The following is an 18661-nucleotide window of genomic DNA, read 5'->3' as shown; positions in this document are numbered from 1 at the left end:
GGCGAGTTAGCAAAGCGGTTATGCAGTGGACTGCAACTCCATATAGACCGGTTCGACTCCGGTACTCGCCTCCAAATTAAAAAGCCAGCCTTGTGCTGGCTTTTTTATGTCTGCAATTTCTCGCCTTACTCTCTATTTCGCCAAAACGCTGCTTTGATTCCGACTGCTAGACTATCTTGAATCATCTTTGTGAAATGGCTCACCGGTGTCAGACTCTGTTCCTTCAGTTGACGAATCGCAATTCAAGCGGTGGGCAAGGTTTCTATTCCCCTCAGCACTGGGTGTGCTGTTTTTCCTGATACCTTTTCACAGTGAGAAAGGGCCGTCCGTACTTATCGGGATTATGGGTTACGCCATTCTCGATCTGATTCAGCATTGGCTGCCGGCAATCATTGTCTGCACCATGTGGGTGTCTGCAGGTGGTGCAATCATTGCGCGAGCCTTCCAGCCTGACTGGATTCGTCACAATAAGCTCCTGCGCTCACTTTTCGACACTTCAATCCTCTGGATTCTGTTTCGCCTGGCCGGTGCAGTTCTCGGCACCATGACTCTTTTTGGCAGTGGCCCGGAATGGGTATGGGGGTCAGAGACCGGCGGCCTGGTGCTCTTTGAGCTTGTCTCGGTGTTGTTTGTATTCTTCTTTCTGGCCGGTTTGTTTCTGCCGTTTTTGCTGGATTACGGGCTGGTCGAGCTGATCGGCAGTCTGATGCACTGGTTCTTAAAGCCCTTGTACCGGATTCCCGGCAATAGTGGCGTTGATATTATTGCCTCGCTGCTGGGCGATGGCACGGTCGGCACTCTCATTACTGCCCGGCAGTATGAAAGTGGTTATTACACCGCCCGGGAAGCAGCCATTATTGCCTCCAGCTTTTCGATTGTGTCGATCTCGTTTTGCGTGGTGGTGGTGAACTTTGCCCAGCTCTCCCATATGTTTCTTGCCTTCTATCTCACTGTCATCTCCACCTGCCTGATTGTGGGGTTGGTCTTACCCCGAATCTGGCCACTGTCACATATCCCGGATACCTACTGCGCCATGGCTGACCCGGAAGTGGCCGGCAAAGCGCAAGAGCAGCAACAACAGAATGGGCTGGTGCGGGCACTCAATAAAGCCGGGCAGGGGCCGGGTGTCAGACAGTTGCTCCGCAAAGGCTGTGAAAATGCCCTGGATATCTGGCTGGTTTTTGTTCCAATTATTATGACTATCGCAACCACCGGGTTGATCCTTGGCCAGACCACTGATCTGTTTCAATGGTTGGGCGCTCCCGTTGCTCCGATACTGGAGCTACTGGGGATTCCTGAGGCAGAGAAGGCCGCTCCCGCTGTTTTGCTGGGCTTTGCCGATATGTTTCTGCCGGTGGCTGTGGCGGTGACCATAGAGAATGAAATGGCCCGGTTTGTGGTGGCGGCTTTATCGATTGCGCAATTAATTTATATGTCCGAAGTCGGGGTGTTGATTATGCGCTCCTCCATTCCTTTAAATTTCTGGCAACTGTTGGTGCTGTTTTTAATTCGCACAGTGCTGGCCCTGCCTTTAATTACGCTGTTTGCCCATCTGATATATTGATTCTGCTTCTGAAGTTATCCCGCTGATAAGGCATTCCCCGCGCAGTTTCGGTATCCTTTGTGCTGGCTAGGATTAAGCCACCGAATAATAAAAACCACAGGATGTACAGTATGAATGGATTTTATAAGCCTAAATCCCGCCCTTTGGTGCTGGGGCATCGGGGTGTTCCTCTCGCACATCAGGAAAATACCATGGCCGGTTTCCGTAAAGCGGTTGAGTTGGGTATTGATGGTATTGAGCTGGATGTCTTTGCTACCCGTGATGGGGAAGTGGTGGTGTTTCATGATGAGGACACCGAGCGCCTGACAGGTGTTAAAGGCCTGATCAGTGAGATGACCTGGGATGAAGTCTCCCGTCTGCGGGTTCAGAAGCGTATCGTCCAGGATGATAACGGCAACTACCAGACATACGGACGTGAAGAGCGTATTCCTCTGCTGGAAGAGGTACTGGACGAGCTGCAGGATGATCTGCTGATCAATGTCGAGATGAAGGCCTACCGCCCGATGTGGAGCCGTCGTAAGACCGGACGGCTGGTAGCTGATGTGATTCGCAAAACCGGCAGCTGTGATCGGGTGGTGGCGACCTCCTTTGATTTCTTTATGCTCCGGGATCTGGAGAATGATTACCGCAGCATTCACTCTGGCTTTGCCTACGATGATGGCATGGCGGATGGTATTGAAAAGTGGTGCAGGCTGTTGCCGGAGATCGGTAGTGAATTCTCCCAGGCGGCCGGCAATCAGAACCATATGACCTTTATCAATCGTCTGCTGGAGCTGAATGCTGTTGGCCGGATGGTGGGTTCCTCGGTCGTGGGCGTTGAGCATACCCTGATAGATTCCGATACCGTGCAGAAATTCCATGACCGTAATATGCTGGTCGGAGCTTACACTCTGTTTCCTTACGATACCCGCACGGTCAGTGCGTCCGAATCGGATCAGATGGCCGAAGCGCGACGTCTGCATGAGTTGAAAGTGGACTGGATTGAAACGGATGATCCGGAAAAGCTGTTGAAGCTCTATACCAGCTAATAACGGTGTGCACACTCAGCCCCAGACCATACAGGTGTTTGGGGCGCTGACACAGGGGGTTACAGGGGCTGACAATTCGTAGCCCTTGCCACCGGAACTTCCCACAGCCTGTGCGTCCTAACTGCTCAAGCAGAATCGCAGAGGTTTACTGTCCATGCTCCGTCTTTCCGTTGTTGCAGCTTCGGTAGTAGCTGTCATGCTATTGAGCCCGCTGGCCAGTGCCCGGGTGATTATGGATAACACCTGCACTCTGACCAATGATATTTATGTCACCACCCTGAATGACGCGGCTCATGTTGCCCGTGCCCAGCGCGCGATGGATCATCTGGAAGAGATTTATCAGCTGACCGGCAACTATCCGACCTATCTGAGTCTCGATCTGATGAGCCGGATGAAGAAGGCCCACAGCTACAACTTCCACGATAAAGAGCGCCAGACCCGGGTCGCGGTGATGGTGGACAGCTTTACCCAAAACATCTCGTTGATGGTGCACAGTGAGCACCGTCAGGACGATATGACCTGGGTGACTGACAATCAGGCGTTTATTGATGGCAAAACCAATGCCTATGCCGACTTCCGCTGCAGTGGCGGCTGGATTCAGCTGAAGTGGCAGGGGCGGGATCTGTCCAGCCGCAGTGAATACTTTGATTCGTCCAATGGCTGGCTGTCGGCCCGGGCGGAAAAATTCCTGAACAGTCATGGGATGGATGATATGCGGCTGCGTGTGGCCCGGCTGCAGCTGGCCTATCCCCGCAATGGTCTGGCTGGCAAGATCAGTAGCCTGTACAAAACCTATATCGAAGGACAAACCCCGTATCCTCACTCCTTTGATTATGTCGCCAACCAGCCGGGGGCAGTGCCGATGCTGATGACCGGTAAGTATCGCCCGGGTTATCAGGATTTGGATGAGCTGCGGGTGAACTTTGATGTTGAGAAGATGGCGACAATGTCCGATGAGTCGTCATCCCAGAATGTTCTGTCGCCTAATATGCCGGTGAGCCCAGCCACAGCAAGGGCCGCGCTGCACCGTATCAAAACCCTGATGACCCGTAACTCCTCCGAATATATGCGCTCGCTGTACAGTAACGATGGACTGCAGGAGTTGATCGAAGAGGCGGATCAGGCGCTGGAAGACAGTATGAATCTGTCCGGGCGGGATAAAGACAGCAAGTTGAAAAACTCTGCCATGCTGTTGAGTGAGCTGTCCTCCCGCAGTAAGCAGATTGTCAATCTGGCCAGCAGCACCGAAACCAGCCAGAACGAGATGATGGCCATGCAGTTGCAGGCTGATAATCTCAGTAAGCAGGCTAACCGCATGCTGGAACATCTGGCCCGCAAGATTCAGGAGCAGGAACACCGCTCTGAAGGGTTGCGCGCGTTTCAGAAACAGCAGGCGGAATCCGATGGTGACCTGATCGATGAAGCCGAACGCAATCTGTTGGCGCAGGAGCCAAACCTGTTTGAGCAGGAGCCGCTGCCCACCGCGACCAAGTCCACCAACGCCAGCTATCCGGAGCGACGCAAACCTTCAGCCGGACATCTGTTGGAAGGTAAGAGCCCCAAGCTTCCCAATAAGGACTTTATGGAAGCCTGCCTGATGACCCAGAACAAGGAAGGTGTCTTTGGTTATCCGGTCAATGACCGTCATTACGGCTTTGATATCGGGATTGAAATCAATCTGCTGGATAACCACGATTGGCTGGTGAGTCTGGAATCCACCCGTACACCCTGGACCATGCCATTGATTCATATGTATGGCAGTAACTATCAGGTACCGTCCAAAGATACCTGGTGTCATGGACCTGTGTTCGGGGTGGATCATGCCCGGGATAATATTCGTCTGACCATTCGTGGCGTCTATGACGATGTCAATAACTCCATCTATACCGTGTCCATGTGGAGTATATGGGACAAGGGGCATGTTGCCGGTCATGTTCAAGGCGCGGTGACGGGGATGGTGCTGCCAGGAGCCTTGCTGGTGGGTAAGCTGCTGCTGCCGTTTACCGGTGTGCCCGGTGCAATTGCGGCCACTGGCATGCTGGCAGGCGGTGTGCTGGCAATGACCCCCTGGGCTCCGCCCGAGACCCGTTACCCCCATGTTGAGTTCTTTACGCGACTGATGGCAAACTATGGATTGGGCGAGTTGTTCTATATCGGTTCGAGTCAGATGACCTACTACGGCTCTTTCAGCACTCTGAAGCCGAAGGGCAATATCGACTGATAACCTGATCGGGTTATGGCATACTGGCCGCATCCTGAGCAGTGATGATAAGTGTCCTGCTCGGGAATCCAATAAGCTGTACAGATCAGGCTGAGAATAATAATGGTCAATATCTCCCGGGTAGATCTGAATCTGCTGGTATATCTCGACGCGCTGCTGCGTGAACAGAATGTCACCCGAGCCGCCGATCAATTGGGGATCAGTCAGCCGGCCATGAGTAATGGTCTCCGACGACTGCGTAACCTGTTTGCCGATCCTTTGCTGGTGCGCACCAGTGACGGCATGACTCCCACCGCCCGCGCCCTTGAGCTGCAGCCTTTGATTCGTCAGGTGCTGACCGACGTTGAACAGGCTATCCGCCCCCAGACACCTTTTGATGCGCTTAGCAGTAAGCGGGTGTTCCGGATCATGGCCAGTGACTATGCTGAATCAACGTTGATTCCACTGCTGCTGCGCCAACTGCGTAAGGATGCACCTCATATCACTTTGGATATGCTGACGCCCAGCGATGTTGGCTTTGCCGATGTGGAGCAGGGGCGGGTGGATATGGCGATCAACCGCTTCGATGATATGCCTCAGTCCTTTCATCAGAGTACGATCTGGGAAGATTCCTTCTCCTGTATCCTCAGCAAGAAGAACCTGATACGCCGTAAATTTACTCTGGAAAATTATCTGCAGGCTCGGCATATCTGGGTGAGTAAAACCGGTATGGGTGCCGGGGTGGGGGTGAACCCGGAAGATATTCAGCGCCTGGGCTGGGTTGATGATGCCCTGAACAATATCGGCAAGCAGCGACAGATTGCGGTGTTTACCCGCCACTATCATGTGGCGATGCAGCTGGCCCGCCAGAATGATCTGATTGCCACACTGCCAACCCGGGCCGCCAAGCTGATGCAGGATGATCCGGAACTGGTGATTCTGCCACCGCCTTTCCTGATTCCACCCATTGAATTGAAAATGGCCTGGAGTCCACTGTTACAGCAGGATGCAGGTCATCGCTGGTTACGGCGACTGATTGTCGATCTTGGTCGGCGTCCGGAACTCACGCCCAGCAGTCACCGGGCGGAGTTATCTTGATCCATCTGAACAGAAAAAAGTTCAAAAGCCAGAGTGGAATATGAAAATACCCCGCAGCCAGAAGCTGCAGGGTATAAAGTAAGTGCTCAATCTAAGAGGTTAGTCTTTCTCAGAACTCAAGGCGATTGCGGTTGCGTTGCTATTACGCCAGCGCATATAGCTGATGCTGGATGCTACTCTTTCGGCCGCTTTGCGCATTGGATCATCAACCGACAAGCCTTTCTTCCGGTACCGTTCATGGCTGACCAGTAACGAGAATCGTCTCAGTCGGTGTAGGGCCAGGGTGCGCTCAGCGGGTATGTTGGCGTTCTTATTGTCAGGCTGCTGGCTTACGATACCGGTCGCCTTATAGATCTGCAGCAATCCACGCTTCTTCTTATTGTCGGACATGTGTTCCTTCGACTTTTTGATATCCACCTCATAATGATCAATCTGCTCATTAATTCGCTGGGCCACGGCTTCACGTACCTGAGCAGCAAGTGGGGAGTTGCTGATACCCACCTCTACCAGATTCTCTACATCCTTATCGCTCAACTCCGGGCTGAAGATATCGACACTGCCAATCATCAACGAGGTGTTGCCTGTGTCAGGGTCATAGGCAAACTCGATACCATTGCTTGGGGTTTTGTCCAGAGAGTCCTGTACCGATTTCAATGTGGTACCTGCCTGTGTGCTCATCAAATCAGCTTGGTCAAAAGCCGCGATATATTTCTGGATCCGACTGCGTGCCTCAATGGATGTGCGGGATTGGGTCAGCTTGACGACGCGGAGCATAAGTTCATGGGCATGGGCTGCGTCCTTGGAGCTCAGCTGAGCCAGCTGGTCTCCCAATAGTGCCGTGACTCGCTGTTGCTCCAGGCTGATCCAGCGGCTGACAAACATCTGGTAGGCATCCGGATCATCTTGTTTCAGCGCTTTCGACTCGAGCTGGTGGTCAATAACCTTGGAAATCACCGACTGATGCATACTCAGCATCCGTGCTTCCATGCGGAATTTCGGGTTGGCTTCAAGAGCCTGTATCACCAACGCCAGTCTGGCTGTAAGCTTCGTTGACTGGCTATCGGTTCCAAGGAGTTGGCCCAGTTCGGTCATTTTGTCGGAAGCTTTCTGGTATGAGAGCTGGCCAATACCCAGCATGGTAATCAGCTTATGGCTGAGCATTTGGTCATTATCCTTGAGCAGTTGCAACAGCTTTTCCTTATTCCCCTTGCAGTCCTCCAGATAGATCGCAAAGATGGCCCTCTCTTTGGCTTCCCATTGTTCACGATCGTTTTGTATCAACTGCTGCATCAGGCTGTGCACACGACGGCCTTGACTGTCATAGCCCAACATCAGATCCATTGAAGGGTAGAGCTCTACAGCACAGGTTGGCAGGCTAAAGCGTCCGGTAGGACGAGGGCTGGTACTGCGGGTATAACCCAGTTTGCCTTGATCCAGGGTATAGCTCCCTGGAAAGTAAATTGTTTCATCGGTTGATTGCTGGCATGGGGTGTAATCGGCCAGCACAATGCGGGTGCGGCCAGTGGCTTCATCAAAGACCGGGCCGATCAGCAGCTGCTGCCAGGCGCTGTAGTAGTCGGAGCCGGCATGGAAACGGGTGCTAAACAGTACGGGCTGGTTGGCAACCAGAGTGCTGAATAACAGATTCATAGTGATCCGTCGCTTCAGAGAGCTCTCATCCATTTGGCCTTTGGCATGGCCCCGTGTATTCACCAGACCATTGCGCAGGTTGAACACAGGGTGTTCGCTGACTGTTGGGAATACATAACCGGGTTGATCATTGGCAATGCCCCAGGTTCTGACCATATAGACTGACATGCGCAACAGGACATTGTGCAGATCATCGTCATCTTCCGGGATAGGGTAGTGTTCCTCCAGAGCCGAGGTGAGTTCAGTAAGCAGGAGCTCCATAAGATGATGAAAGCGTAACGGATTCATACCGGCATCCCGGGCAAGATCACTCATCCACGTGAAGACATTGCTGGATTTGTCATCAAGCTGACCAAGGCCATACTGATCGACAGATTCCAGAGTGCCGACCACTTTAGGTTTCAGCTGGGTGGCGGTGTTATGGACGGCGGGATAGGACGGTTGCTCGGCCTCTTCAGCGGCCTGGCACAAAGGGCTGCCAAGAGTGATGGCACAAAGGGCAGAGGCCAGCAGTCGTCTGGAAAGCCGCCTCGAAAAAGGGATTGGCATGGTCATGGGAAACTCCTTTTTCCGGTAAGATCACACCTAGCTTTGACAGTATCTCTAACTAAAGTTCACTGGAAGGAAACAAAAGTGCGGGCTAAGTCACACTGAAAATGATGGCAATACGACCAAAGTCTTAGAGATGGTGAGGCGTTTGGGAGTGGAGATTCAGAGGTAGAGCAGGGCCATGGCAGCCAACCTGCCACGGCCATAAATAAGGAGCTACCAGTCAGGAGATAGCCGTTAGATATTGCGCAGGAATATCATTGTCGTAATAAGCCATGCCCAGCTTATTGAGGTAATCCATCCGGTCGGCTTTCATCACATTGACTTCAGGTACGGTCGCTCCGGCCTGATCATAAAGGCCGGCAATAAATGCCAGATAAGATTCCCCGTCTTTCACCATCAGCAGGCTGGCAGCACCCACATCCGGTCTTACCTTGGCGGCCTCGTCATCCGGCAGGCTAACAGCCAGAACGATCGGCTGCTCATCACCTTCAAAGCGTACACTGCGATTGCGAACGGTCTGTTGTGCCCAATAAAAGGCAATCTCTTTGCTCTGGGTGAGAAATACCGGCTCCACTGTTTCGGTAAAGGTATTGCCGATGGTGGCCATGGTCTGTTTGGCCATCTGGTTCATGGCCTTGTCGCCGGAGCGCTTCAGCCCCTGTTTCAGAATGGAAGGCAGCAGGGCAGAGGAGGTGCCGTGATACCAGATCGTGCTGGTGGCAAAACCCTGGTCGGTCAGAAGGTCTTTCGCGTCCTGCAGGGAAGATGGGGCTTGTAAAAGGGCAGCGCTCATTATTCTCTCGCTCTGAACTTCTGTTTATTAACTTTATGTGCTGATTTTATGGGACAGTATTTTATCCGGACAGGGATAAAAAAGGCGACCCGAGGGTCGCCTTTTTCTAACTTCCGGTCAATTCAGCGGATTAGCTGAACTGGTTGGAAGTGTTCTTGGCACCGCCGGCCTTCAGAGCGTTCTCACCAGCAAAGTATTCTTTGTGGTCGTCACCCATATCGGAACCAGCCATGTTCTGGTGCTTAACGCAGGCAATACCCTGACGGATTTCCTTACGCTGAACGCCTTCAACATAACCCAGCATTGCCTTTTCACCGAAGTACTCTTTCGCCAGGTTGTCTACAGACAGGGCGGTAGTGTGATAAGTCGGCAGAGTGATCAGGTGATGGAATACGTTCGCTTCACGGGCAGTATCAGCCTGGAAGGTGTTGATGCGAGCATCAGCAGCAGCGGACAGCTCGGAATCGTCGTATTCGGCAGACATCAGGTTGGCGCGATCGTAAGCGGATACGTCCTTGCCTTCAGCGGCCCAGGCATCGTAAGTCTGCTGACGGAAGTTCAGAGTCCAGTTGAAGGATGGGCTGTTGTTGTAAACCAGCTTGGCATCCGGGTGAACTTTACGAACGTCGTCCATCATGCCCTTGATTTCGTGCACGGTAGGAACAGCAGTCTCGATCCACAGCAGGTCGGCGCCGGCGTTGATGGCTTCGATGCAGTCGAATACGCAACGCTCATGGCCAGTGCCCTGACGGAACTGGTACAGACCGGAAGGCAGACGCTTAGGACGAACCAGCTTGCCGTTACGGCTGATCAGAACATCACCTTCTTTGGTGTCTTCCGGAGCAACTTCTTCAACGTCCAGGTAGGAGTTGTAAACATCACCCTGGTCGCCTGGCTCTTTAACTACCGCGATTTCCTTGGTCAGGCCAGCGCCTTCGGAGTCAGTACGGGCAACGATAACACCGTCATCAACACCCAGTTCCAGGAATGCGTAACGCAGAGCGCGCAGCTTGGCGTGGAAGTCGTTATGAGGAACGGTTACTTTACCGTCCTGGTGGCCACACTGCTTCTCATCCGCAACCTGGTTTTCGATCTGCAGGGCACAAGCGCCCGCTTCGATCATCTGCTTGGCCATCAGGTAAGTGGCTTCAGCGTTACCGAAGCCGGCATCGATATCAGCAACGATAGGTACAATGTGAGTTTCGTGGTTGTCGATCTGGCTCTGGATCTCTTTTTCCTGAGCGGTATCGCCAGCTTCACGGGCCTTGTCCAGCGCACGGAACAGACCGCCCAGTTCACGGGCATCCGCCTGACGCAGGAAGGTGTACAGCTCTTCGACCAGGCTGGCGACGGCTGTCTTTTCGTGCATGGACTGATCCGGCAGCGGGCCGAAGTCGGAACGCAGGGCAGCAACCATCCAGCCGGACAGGTACAGGTACTTGCGCTCAGTGGTGCCGAAGTGCTTCTTGATGGAGATCAGCTTCTGCTGACCTACGAAACCGTGCCAGCAACCCAGGGACTGGGTGTACTTGGTCTTGTCCTTGTCGAACTCGGCCATGTCGCGACGCATGATGCCGGCAGTGTACTTGGCGATATCAAGACCGGTCTTGAACTTGTTCTGGGCACGCATACGTGCAGCAGATTCCGGGTTGATGGCGTCCCAGGCTGACCCTTTCGTCGCTTTCAGAGAAGCAACGGCGTCGATGTCTTGCAGATAAGTTGACATGATCGGTTGTCCTTTCGTTCTTGTGGCGATCTCTCGCACGGTGGCAGAAGGCACGGCACGCTGGGAATGAAGAATTTTTATAATTCGTATTCTCTATCCGTGACGGTCATCTACTCTGCTTGTCCGAAGCGGTCTCGATTCGGTGAGCTCATTCTATGTAATCGGTATGTAACGGGGAAATGACCTTGTTTTATATCAGGTATTTATCTGGTGAATAGTCCGGCGGAGCTTATTAATAACATGAGAAAAACCTTACGGTTACGGCGTTTCTCAGCATGAAACGCTGTCGCAGGACAATGTTTTCCTTAGGGTTGGGGGTTGGCGTTGCCGATTTTTTCAGGCATTTTTTCTGCGCAAAGATCAGAGTCTCATGGACGAGCATCTCGGGATGACCGGAGTCATTGAGAACTGTGTTATTGATAAAAAGGGTGAGATAAGACCATGACAGACCGTACTCAGGTAGGTTCACTGCAGGTTGCCAGTGTGCTCTACAATCTGGTGAACAACGAAATCGCACCGGGCACTGGTGTTTCACCACAGGCTTTCTGGTCCGCATTCGAGGCCATCGTCAACGATCTCGCCCCGGTTAACCGCCAGCTGCTGGCCAAACGTGACCAGCTGCAGGCACAGATAGACTGCTATCATCAGCAGAATAAAGCTCACGATCCCGCAGCTTATAAAGCCTTCCTGCAGGAGATTGGTTACCTGCTGCCCCAGGCCGAAGACTTTAAAATCACCACCGAGAATGTCGATGCCGAAGTCGCGACCATTGCTGGCCCACAGCTGGTTGTACCGGTGATGAATGCCCGTTACGCCCTGAACGCCGCCAATGCGCGCTGGGGTTCCCTTTATGATGCACTGTACGGCACCGATGTGATTTCCGAAGCGGCCGGTGCAGAGAAAGGGCGTGCTTATAACCCGGTACGTGGCGCCAAGGTTATTGCTTATGCCCGGGAAGTTCTGAATGAATCCGCACCTCTGGCGGCTGGTGACCATACTGATGCTGTCGCCTACACCGTGAAAGAAGGCCAGCTGGCGGTCAAGCTTGCGGAAGGTATTGAGGTGGGTCTGTCCCAGCCGGAGAAGTTTGTTGGCTACCGTGGCAACCCTGAGTCACCTGAAGCTATTCTCTTGAAAAACAATGGCTTGCATATTGAAGTTCAGATCGATCCTGAAAGTGCAATCGGCAAGGATGACCCTGCCGGGGTAAAAGATCTGCTGGTGGAATCAGCGCTGACTGCGATTATGGATTGCGAAGATTCCATTGCCGCCGTAGATGCTGAAGATAAGACTGTCGTCTATCGCAACTGGCTGGGTTTGATGAAGGGCGATCTGCAGGAAGCTGTTGAGAAGGGCGGCAAGAGCTTTGTTCGTACTTTGAACCCTGACCGTTCCTATGCAGTTGCCGATGGCTCTGAGCTAACTCTGCCAGGCCGCAGTCTTCTGTTTGTCCGCAACGTAGGCCATCTGATGACCAATGAAGCGATTCTGGACAGTGAAGGCCGGGAAGTGCCGGAAGGTATTATGGATGGCATGATCACTTCTTTGATTGCTATTCATGATCTGAACCGCAAGGGCGTAAACAGCAACTCCCGTCAGGGCAGCGTGTATATCGTTAAGCCGAAGATGCATGGCCCGGAAGAAGTCGCCTTTGCCAATACTCTGTTTAACCGTGTCGAAGATGCGCTCGGCCTGACCCGTAACACCCTGAAGATGGGCATTATGGATGAGGAGCGTCGCACCACAGTTAACCTGAAAGCCTGTATTGCTGAAGCCCGTGAGCGGGTTGTATTCATCAATACCGGGTTCCTGGATCGTACCGGTGATGAAATCCACACCTCTATGGAAGCCGGAGCAGTGGTTCGTAAGGGCCCAATGAAGCAGGCGGCCTGGATCAAGGCCTATGAGGATTGGAACGTCGATACTGGTCTGGCGGCTGGTCTGAAAGGTCGCGCACAGATTGGTAAGGGCATGTGGCCGGTACCGGACAATATGGCTGATATGATGGATGCCAAGATTGGTCATCCTCTGGCCGGTGCCAATACCGCCTGGGTTCCTTCACCGACGGCTGCGACCCTGCACGCGCTGCACTACCACAAGATCAATGTTGCTGCCCGTCAGGACGAGCTTGCCAGCCGTGAACTGGCCAGTCTGGATGATATCCTGACCCTGCCACTGCTGACCGAAGCCGAGCGTAGTGCGCTGACAGCTGACGATATCCAGAACGAACTGGATAACAATGCCCAGGGCATTCTCGGTTATGTGGTGCGCTGGATTGACCAGGGCGTTGGTTGCTCCAAGGTGCCGGATATCAATGATGTGGGTCTGATGGAAGACCGTGCAACGCTGCGGATCTCCAGCCAGCATATTGCCAACTGGCTGCGTCATGGTATCTGTTCCGAAGAGCAGGTGATGGAAACCCTGCAGCGGATGGCAGCGGTTGTGGATCGTCAGAATGAAAGCGATCCGCTGTATCGTGCTATGTCGCCAAACTTCGACGACAGCGTAGCGTTCCAGGCTGCCCTTGATCTTGTGATCAAGGGAACCGAGCAGCCTAATGGCTACACCGAGCCGGTTTTGCATGCCCGTCGTCGGGAAGCCAAGGCCAAATATGGCTGTTAAGTCATAGGTGTTTGTGTCTGGCTCCCACGCTGAGCGTGGGAGCCAGTGCGTTATGTTATTGCGGATAACATGGGATAGAGAAACGTATAGTTGGGCTAGGGCGCTGGTATAGTGGACCATTCAAACAGTCCAATATAGATGTTGTAGACTGTTTGAAACTCCACGCTGAAAGAATCAAAAATAGATCCTCCATGTTTAGCATCGTGTTCATAAACGATGCGGTCGACCAGCAGCGATATATGCTCCAGCGCTCTGGGTTGATCGATCCCTGCTTTTTCCCAAGATAGACTGAGCGATTGCAAATTTTTCAGTTGCTCGTACTCATGTAACTGCCGCTCAATTTTTGGGCCGCCGACCAGTTCAGCACCATAGAGACAGAAGTAATGGGCCATGATCAAAACAGGACAACCCTTAACTTTTTCAAATCTCCTGCGATATTCGTCAATCCCTCCTCGTAACATGGGTTCCAGTTGGCAGTCCGGCGTTATTTCCCTGAGTTGTTGAATGTCTTCAGAAACAGCGTGGCCTCGCGGAAGGCATGACCAAAGCCTGGGCTGATCTGCGCCATAATTGCTCCCCAGTCTCTCCAGCAGAGGCGCCTGCTCAACAATCTCGAACAGCTCTTTTCTGGCCATCATAAACTGCATCACTTCACAAGGAAGAAGGGTTCTTTTTTCCAGTCTTTTGATAAACAGCGAATTGACGATACGGGATGTCATAGGCTCCACATCTTTCAAAACCTTGCGAAAAGTTGGCAGTGCATGAACTGGCCTATTCGCGACAGAAAGTGTCCAGTCAGTTCTATCGCTATCTGGAAGAGGGTGAAACGGTGGCGTGTCATGGTTTTCCGATAATGATGTAGCCCCGCCTGCACCACCATCCGATCCTGGTTCAGATTCAGAACTCGTAACGGATGGAGGAATTAAAAACATAAAATCGTAGGAATGGGAGCTTCCAAGGCGACTCGTGTTCATGTTCTGGCTCTCCCATTGTTTGTCATTAATAAATACGACCAAACACTCCAATAAAGTTATGCGGCAGAATCATAGGGGGATCTGTCGTGGCGTTGGTGGGTCTTAATAGCTTCGGCTGTAACCCGGAATAACGCAATCAGTTAGTGGCTGGTATTGTCGTTAAGGTCGGAGGCGCCTTCAAACAGGCCAATATAGGTCTTGTAGGTTTGTTCAACCTCCTGAAAGAATCTTTCCTTAATGCTTACACGATAGATTGCTTCATGATCAGCAACCACGCGGTCAACCAGCAGCGATATATGCTCCAGCGCCGTTGGCTGGTCGATCCCTGTTCTTTCCCAAAATATATTGAATGATTGAACAAATTTTACCGACTCGTTTATTGAGAACAGCATTTTCATAGGGTGACCACCTACCAGTTGAGCGCCATAAAGAACGAAGTAATGAGCCATGACCAAAACGGGGATACCCTTGATGGTCTCGAAGCTTCTCCGATATCCGGTAATGACTTCTTGTAAATAGGGTTTCAGCTGGCAGTCCGGTGTTATTTGCCTGAGTCGTTGAATATCCTCAGAAGCAACACAAGTGCGTGGGAGGCATCTCCAAAGGATGGGCTGATCAATGCCATAATCGCCCCCAAGCCTATCTAACAGAGGCTCCTGTTCCGCAATTGCATACAGCTCTTTTCTAGCCATCATAAACTGCATGACTTCGTAATTAGATATGGCCCTGTGTTTCATTTTATTGATAAATGGCGAATCGATAATTCGGGGATGCAGATGCTCCACTCTTCTAATGGCCTGGCGAAAAGTTGGTAGAGATTCAAAGGGTTGATCATGCACAGAAACAGTCCAGTTTCTTCTGTCAATATCTTGAACAGGACGAAATGTTCCAGCGTCACTGTTTTCTGAGAGCGACAGTGCCCCAAGGCTCTCCACTGGAGGTTCTGGATCTGAATTGTTGTTATTGGCATGTGGCAGATTAAACGCAAAAGCGAAGGGTGCAAATGCTCCATTAGGATTGGGAAAGTTCATGCTCTGGCTTCTACTGTGTTTATCAACAATAAATATGACCAGATTTACCAATAGTGTTTGTAACAGAATGGTTAGAGATTCTATTGCTTGAACTCCTTCGCGCTGCATGAGTCTTAATGCCGTTAATGGATAAATCACGGTAGTAGGGTGTTATGAACGGCAAAGTGGATGGAGCAGGGGCTAGTGGTACGGCAGTGAACAGCGCAAGCCGTGGACCGGTGGAATCTTATGTGCAAGATGCAGTAAAGGCTGTTGCTGGTCAGACAGAGGTTACACCGTCTGCGACGAAAACCAGTGTCCGCTGGACGCCAGAAGAAACCCTGCAGCTTTTGAATGCCTGCAAACAGGTTCCTCTCACTGAGCGAAGCACACAGGCAGCTGTGGCAACCTACCTGTTACAGAATGGCTTGAAGGGCTCAGAACGAACGGATTACGGTGTGCGGCATCGGCTGCAACTGCTGGCGTTGCCGATGAATTATACCAATGCCGACCTGCAAAACCTGATTTCCACCTCGCCCTATGTGAGCCCGCAACCGGTGTTGAGTCTGGCAGCTGTCAGATCACGCTTTGATTATCTTAATGCTGAAAAAGTCTTCCGTTTGAACGGAGCGGGACTGGGAGATAATGCCAGAGCCCATATCTGTCTTCTCTGGAAGCAGATTCCTGCCGCGGTCACTGATTTGAATGAGCGCCTCGACAGGTTTGTTTCCATGACTCACTATAGCGCTGAGTCGTTGATCGCTATGCTGACCGAGCAGGCGATCCGCTATCAAAGCCAATAAGGCCTCTTATTGGATGCCTAAAGCCTGCCACTCGGTCTGCGATAATGTGCGGTTATTGCACAACTTCTCAATAAGTGCCTTTTGTGTTGCCGGCAATACATAGCACTGACCATTCATAAATAACTGCACCTGATCGGATTTATCCTGTTTGCGCCAGGCCAGACGTGTATCCAGAGGGAGTGCTTCGTTGGCAGCCGGCTCCATATCCTCTTCAAACTCAGGGTATTTGCTGCGGGTCATGGTTTCTCCCAGCCATTGGGCGATTAACTCCCGATTGCCCGCATATTTCTCCAGAATGGCCTGAATCCGGTCTATAGCTGCGTCGGTAATTTGTGCCGGATGGGGCTGAAGCTCCAGGTCAGGATCACTGTAACGCTGATGCTCGGAAAGCTCCTGCGCGGCCAGCTGGCTGAAATCCATGAGGATATCCTGCTCCGAGGGGGCCCGAAAACCGACCGACAGCGTGATGCAGTGTTCTGTTACAGCTTCACCCAGATGGGCGACTCTTGGCGGCAAGTAGAGCATATCGCCAGGGTTAAGCGTCCAATCTTCGTCGCCTTCAAAGGTCTCCAGTAGACAGAGCTGGTCATTATCCATTAGCGGAGAGTTGCTGTCGCAGAGCTGCCCGGTCTGCCAGCGTCGTTGGCCATGTCCCTGGATCAGAAACACATCGTAGTTATCGTAATGGGGGCCAACACCACCACCGGGAGCGGCATAGCTGATCATGATATCGTCCCGGCGCCAGTCCGGGATAAACCGGAAGTGCTGCAGCAGATCATGGACTTCCGGCACCCAGTGATCGACGGCTTGAACCAGCAGCGTCCAGTGGCTTGGGGGCAGGGCGGCAAAGTCTTCTTCATCGAATGGCCCCTGCTGCAGGTGCCACTCTTTATCGCGACCAATCACCAGTCGGGATTCAATCTCTTCATCGCAGGCCATACCGGCGAGATCATCACCACTGACTGGACACTGGAAGTCAGGAAAGGCCTGTCGAATCAGCAGAGGTTTCTTTTGCCAGTACTCGGCCAGGAACTGCTCTGCGCCTATCTCTCCAAGAGCGTCTCCACGCGGCCATGTTGGTTGAGAAGATAATTGTGATGTTGGCTTTGTCATTATTTCCCCCGCCCCCCCAAAAAAGCATAAAAAAGGAGAGCCGCAGCTCTCCTTGATAACCATTAGCCCATTAAAGCTTGCGGGCCTGCTCTTCGGCATTACCCACATAGGATGCTGGAGTCATGGCCTTCAGGCTGTCCTTGGCTTCCTGTGGCATATCCAGCTGGTCGACAAACTCCAGCATGGCGTCACGGGTAATCACCTTGCCACGGGTAAAGGCTTTCAGTTTTTCGTATGGCTCTTCAATGCCAAAGCGGCGCATCACGGTCTGAACAGGTTCAGCCATGACTTCCCAGGCGTTGTTCAGGTCTTCGCCCAGACGCTGTGCGTTGGCTTCCAGCTTGCTGATGCCCTTCAAGGCTGATTCGTAAGCAATCAGGCTGTAGGCAAAGCCAACACCCATATTACGCAGTACCGTAGAGTCGGTCAGGTCACGCTGCCAGCGGGAGATCGGCAGTTTGTTGGCCATATGTTCCATTACAGCGTTAGCCAGACCCAGATTACCTTCGGAGTTCTCGAAGTCGATCGGGTTGACCTTGTGCGGCATGGTGGAGGAGCCCACTTCACCGGGAATGGTCTTCTGCTTGAAGTAGCCAACGGAGATGTAAGACCAGATATCACGATCGAAGTCGATCAGGATAGTGTTAAAACGACGTACGACATCAAACAGTTCAGCGATGTAGTCGTGTGGCTCGATCTGGGTGGTGTATGGGTTAAAGCTCAGGCCCAGGGATTCAATAAATTCCTTGGCATTGGCTTCCCAGTCGATCTCTGGATAGGTGGCCAGGTGGGCGTTGTAGTTGCCAACCGCACCGTTGATCTTGCCCAGCAGTTCCACCTCATCCAGCTGCTTCAGCTGGCGTTTCAGGCGGTAGGCGACGTTGGCCATCTCTTTGCCGAGAGTAGTCGGGGAGGCGGTCTGTCCGTGGGTACGGCTCAGCATCGGCAGAGCGGCATGTTCGGTCGCCAGAGCGGCAATGGCCTGTTCCACCTTGACCATCGTGGCCTTCAGGGTTTCACGACCTTCCTTCAGCATCAGGCCGTGGGACAGGTTATTGATATCCTCGGAAGTACAGGCGAAGTGAACGAACTCCAGAGCCTTGGCCAACTCTTCATTAGCCTTCATTTTCCCTTTCAGGAAATATTCCACCGCTTTTACGTCGTGGTTGGTGGTGCGCTCAATGGCCTTGATGGCTTCGGCATCTTCAACAGAGAACTCACTGACAATGTTATCAAGCAGAGAAGTGGCTTCAGCACTGAAGGCAGGCAGTTCGGTGATCTGCGGATGACGGCTCAGCTGTTGCAGCCAGCGTACTTCCACTTCAACCCGGGCACGGATCAGGCCGTATTCGCTGAATACAGGGCGCAGTGCGCTGGTCTTGCTGCCGTAACGGCCGTCGACAGGAGAGATTGCAGTCAGTGCGGACAGTTCCATTGGTTGACCCTTATCGATTGTAAGCTATTTCGAGGATAAGCAAGCGCGGGCATGCTACACGAAAATGACGGGAAAATCTGCTTTCAAAGCAGG

At 52.5% G+C, this 18661-nt stretch carries 13 protein-coding genes and 1 tRNA gene; 7 read left to right on the top strand and 7 right to left on the bottom strand.

What is annotated here, in order from left to right; all coding sequences use genetic code 11:
- The 5 genes from EHSB41UT_RS13180 to EHSB41UT_RS13160 all read left to right on the top strand — a co-directional run bounded on the left by EHSB41UT_RS13180 (position 1) and on the right by EHSB41UT_RS13160 (position 5890).
- Positions 1-74 (top strand) — tRNA-Cys (locus tag EHSB41UT_RS13180).
- Positions 75-283: 209 nt separating this feature from the next.
- The gene (locus EHSB41UT_RS13175; RefSeq protein ID WP_087110544.1) at positions 284-1564 is read left to right on the top strand and encodes a YjiH family protein; all 1281 of its coding nucleotides are present in this window, start codon (positions 284-286) and stop codon (positions 1562-1564) included.
- 110 nt (positions 1565-1674) lie between these two features.
- Positions 1675-2592, top strand: coding sequence for a glycerophosphodiester phosphodiesterase (locus EHSB41UT_RS13170; RefSeq protein WP_165767258.1), 918 nt, complete (start codon positions 1675-1677; stop codon positions 2590-2592).
- Positions 2593-2746: 154 nt separating this feature from the next.
- Positions 2747-4813: a hypothetical protein gene (locus tag EHSB41UT_RS13165; protein WP_087110540.1), complete on the top strand. Its 2067-nt coding sequence runs from the start codon at positions 2747-2749 to the stop codon at positions 4811-4813.
- Positions 4814-4915: 102 nt separating this feature from the next.
- Positions 4916-5890, top strand: a complete 975-nt coding sequence (locus tag EHSB41UT_RS13160) for a LysR family transcriptional regulator (protein WP_087110537.1) — start codon at positions 4916-4918, stop codon at positions 5888-5890.
- Between the two features lie 99 nt (positions 5891-5989).
- Here EHSB41UT_RS13160 and EHSB41UT_RS13155 read toward each other — a convergent pair whose 3' ends face one another.
- From EHSB41UT_RS13155 to EHSB41UT_RS13145, 3 genes are all read right to left on the bottom strand, one after another.
- Positions 5990-8095, bottom strand: a complete 2106-nt coding sequence (locus tag EHSB41UT_RS13155; RefSeq protein ID WP_087110535.1) for a hypothetical protein — start codon at positions 8093-8095, stop codon at positions 5990-5992.
- A 217-nt stretch (positions 8096-8312) separates the two neighbouring features.
- The gene (locus EHSB41UT_RS13150; protein ID WP_087110533.1) at positions 8313-8885 is read right to left on the bottom strand and encodes a hypothetical protein; all 573 of its coding nucleotides are present in this window, start codon (positions 8883-8885) and stop codon (positions 8313-8315) included.
- A gap of 130 nt (positions 8886-9015) precedes the next feature.
- Positions 9016-10611 carry an isocitrate lyase gene (locus EHSB41UT_RS13145; protein ID WP_087110531.1) on the bottom strand — a complete coding sequence of 532 codons (1596 nt, stop codon included), beginning with the start codon at positions 10609-10611 and terminating at the stop codon, positions 9016-9018.
- Between the two features lie 441 nt (positions 10612-11052).
- Between EHSB41UT_RS13145 and EHSB41UT_RS13140 the strand changes: the two genes are divergently transcribed.
- On the top strand, positions 11053-13233 hold the full coding sequence (locus EHSB41UT_RS13140) for a malate synthase G (RefSeq protein WP_087110529.1): 2181 nt from the start codon (positions 11053-11055) through the stop codon (positions 13231-13233).
- Positions 13234-13328: 95 nt separating this feature from the next.
- Here the strand turns inward: EHSB41UT_RS13140 and EHSB41UT_RS24490 are convergent, their stop codons facing one another.
- Complete coding sequence (locus EHSB41UT_RS24490; protein WP_133060507.1) at positions 13329-14207, bottom strand: hypothetical protein; 879 nt, start codon at positions 14205-14207, stop codon at positions 13329-13331.
- A gap of 140 nt (positions 14208-14347) precedes the next feature.
- Positions 14348-15346 (bottom strand): hypothetical protein, encoded by a 999-nt coding sequence (locus tag EHSB41UT_RS13130; protein ID WP_087110525.1) that lies wholly within the window; start codon positions 15344-15346, stop codon positions 14348-14350.
- Positions 15347-15390: 44 nt separating this feature from the next.
- Between EHSB41UT_RS13130 and EHSB41UT_RS13125 the strand changes: the two genes are divergently transcribed.
- A complete protein-coding gene (locus tag EHSB41UT_RS13125; RefSeq protein ID WP_087110523.1) occupies positions 15391-16020 on the top strand; it encodes a hypothetical protein in 630 nt (209 codons plus the stop codon).
- Positions 16021-16026: 6 nt separating this feature from the next.
- On the opposite strand, the gene EHSB41UT_RS13120 is transcribed toward EHSB41UT_RS13125, so the two are convergent.
- Positions 16027-17133 (bottom strand): cupin domain-containing protein, encoded by a 1107-nt coding sequence (locus EHSB41UT_RS13120; RefSeq protein WP_087110624.1) that lies wholly within the window; start codon positions 17131-17133, stop codon positions 16027-16029.
- Positions 17134-17203: 70 nt separating this feature from the next.
- Positions 17204-18568 (bottom strand): adenylosuccinate lyase, encoded by a 1365-nt coding sequence (purB, locus tag EHSB41UT_RS13115; protein WP_087110521.1) that lies wholly within the window; start codon positions 18566-18568, stop codon positions 17204-17206.
- Positions 18569-18661 lie beyond the last annotated feature (93 nt).

The organism is Parendozoicomonas haliclonae (assembly GCF_900174585.1).
Taxonomy (GTDB): Bacteria; Pseudomonadota; Gammaproteobacteria; order Pseudomonadales; family Endozoicomonadaceae; genus Sansalvadorimonas; species Sansalvadorimonas haliclonae.
The sequence above is the reverse complement of the archived record's forward strand: the minus strand, read 5'-3'. Positions and strand labels throughout refer to the sequence as shown.

Bases quoted from the DNA above. Each gene is read 5' to 3' on its own strand.
- EHSB41UT_RS13170 (WP_165767258.1), top strand. From the start codon at position 1,675: ATGAATGGATTTTATAAGCCTAAATCCCGCCCTTTGGTGCTGGGGCAT.
- EHSB41UT_RS13165 (WP_087110540.1), top strand. From the start codon at position 2,747: ATGCTCCGTCTTTCCGTTGTTGCAGCTTCGGTAGTAGCTGTCATGCTA.
- EHSB41UT_RS13160 (WP_087110537.1), top strand. From the start codon at position 4,916: ATGGTCAATATCTCCCGGGTAGATCTGAATCTGCTGGTATATCTCGAC.
- EHSB41UT_RS13155 (WP_087110535.1), bottom strand. From the start codon at position 8,095: ATGACCATGCCAATCCCTTTTTCGAGGCGGCTTTCCAGACGACTGCTG.
- EHSB41UT_RS13150 (WP_087110533.1), bottom strand. From the start codon at position 8,885: ATGAGCGCTGCCCTTTTACAAGCCCCATCTTCCCTGCAGGACGCGAAA.
- EHSB41UT_RS13145 (WP_087110531.1), bottom strand. From the start codon at position 10,611: ATGTCAACTTATCTGCAAGACATCGACGCCGTTGCTTCTCTGAAAGCG.
- EHSB41UT_RS13140 (WP_087110529.1), top strand. From the start codon at position 11,053: ATGACAGACCGTACTCAGGTAGGTTCACTGCAGGTTGCCAGTGTGCTC.
- EHSB41UT_RS24490 (WP_133060507.1), bottom strand. From the start codon at position 14,207: ATGAACACGAGTCGCCTTGGAAGCTCCCATTCCTACGATTTTATGTTT.
- EHSB41UT_RS13130 (WP_087110525.1), bottom strand. From the start codon at position 15,346: ATGCAGCGCGAAGGAGTTCAAGCAATAGAATCTCTAACCATTCTGTTA.
- EHSB41UT_RS13125 (WP_087110523.1), top strand. From the start codon at position 15,391: ATGAACGGCAAAGTGGATGGAGCAGGGGCTAGTGGTACGGCAGTGAAC.
- EHSB41UT_RS13120 (WP_087110624.1), bottom strand. From the start codon at position 17,133: ATGACAAAGCCAACATCACAATTATCTTCTCAACCAACATGGCCGCGT.
- purB (WP_087110521.1), bottom strand. From the start codon at position 18,568: ATGGAACTGTCCGCACTGACTGCAATCTCTCCTGTCGACGGCCGTTAC.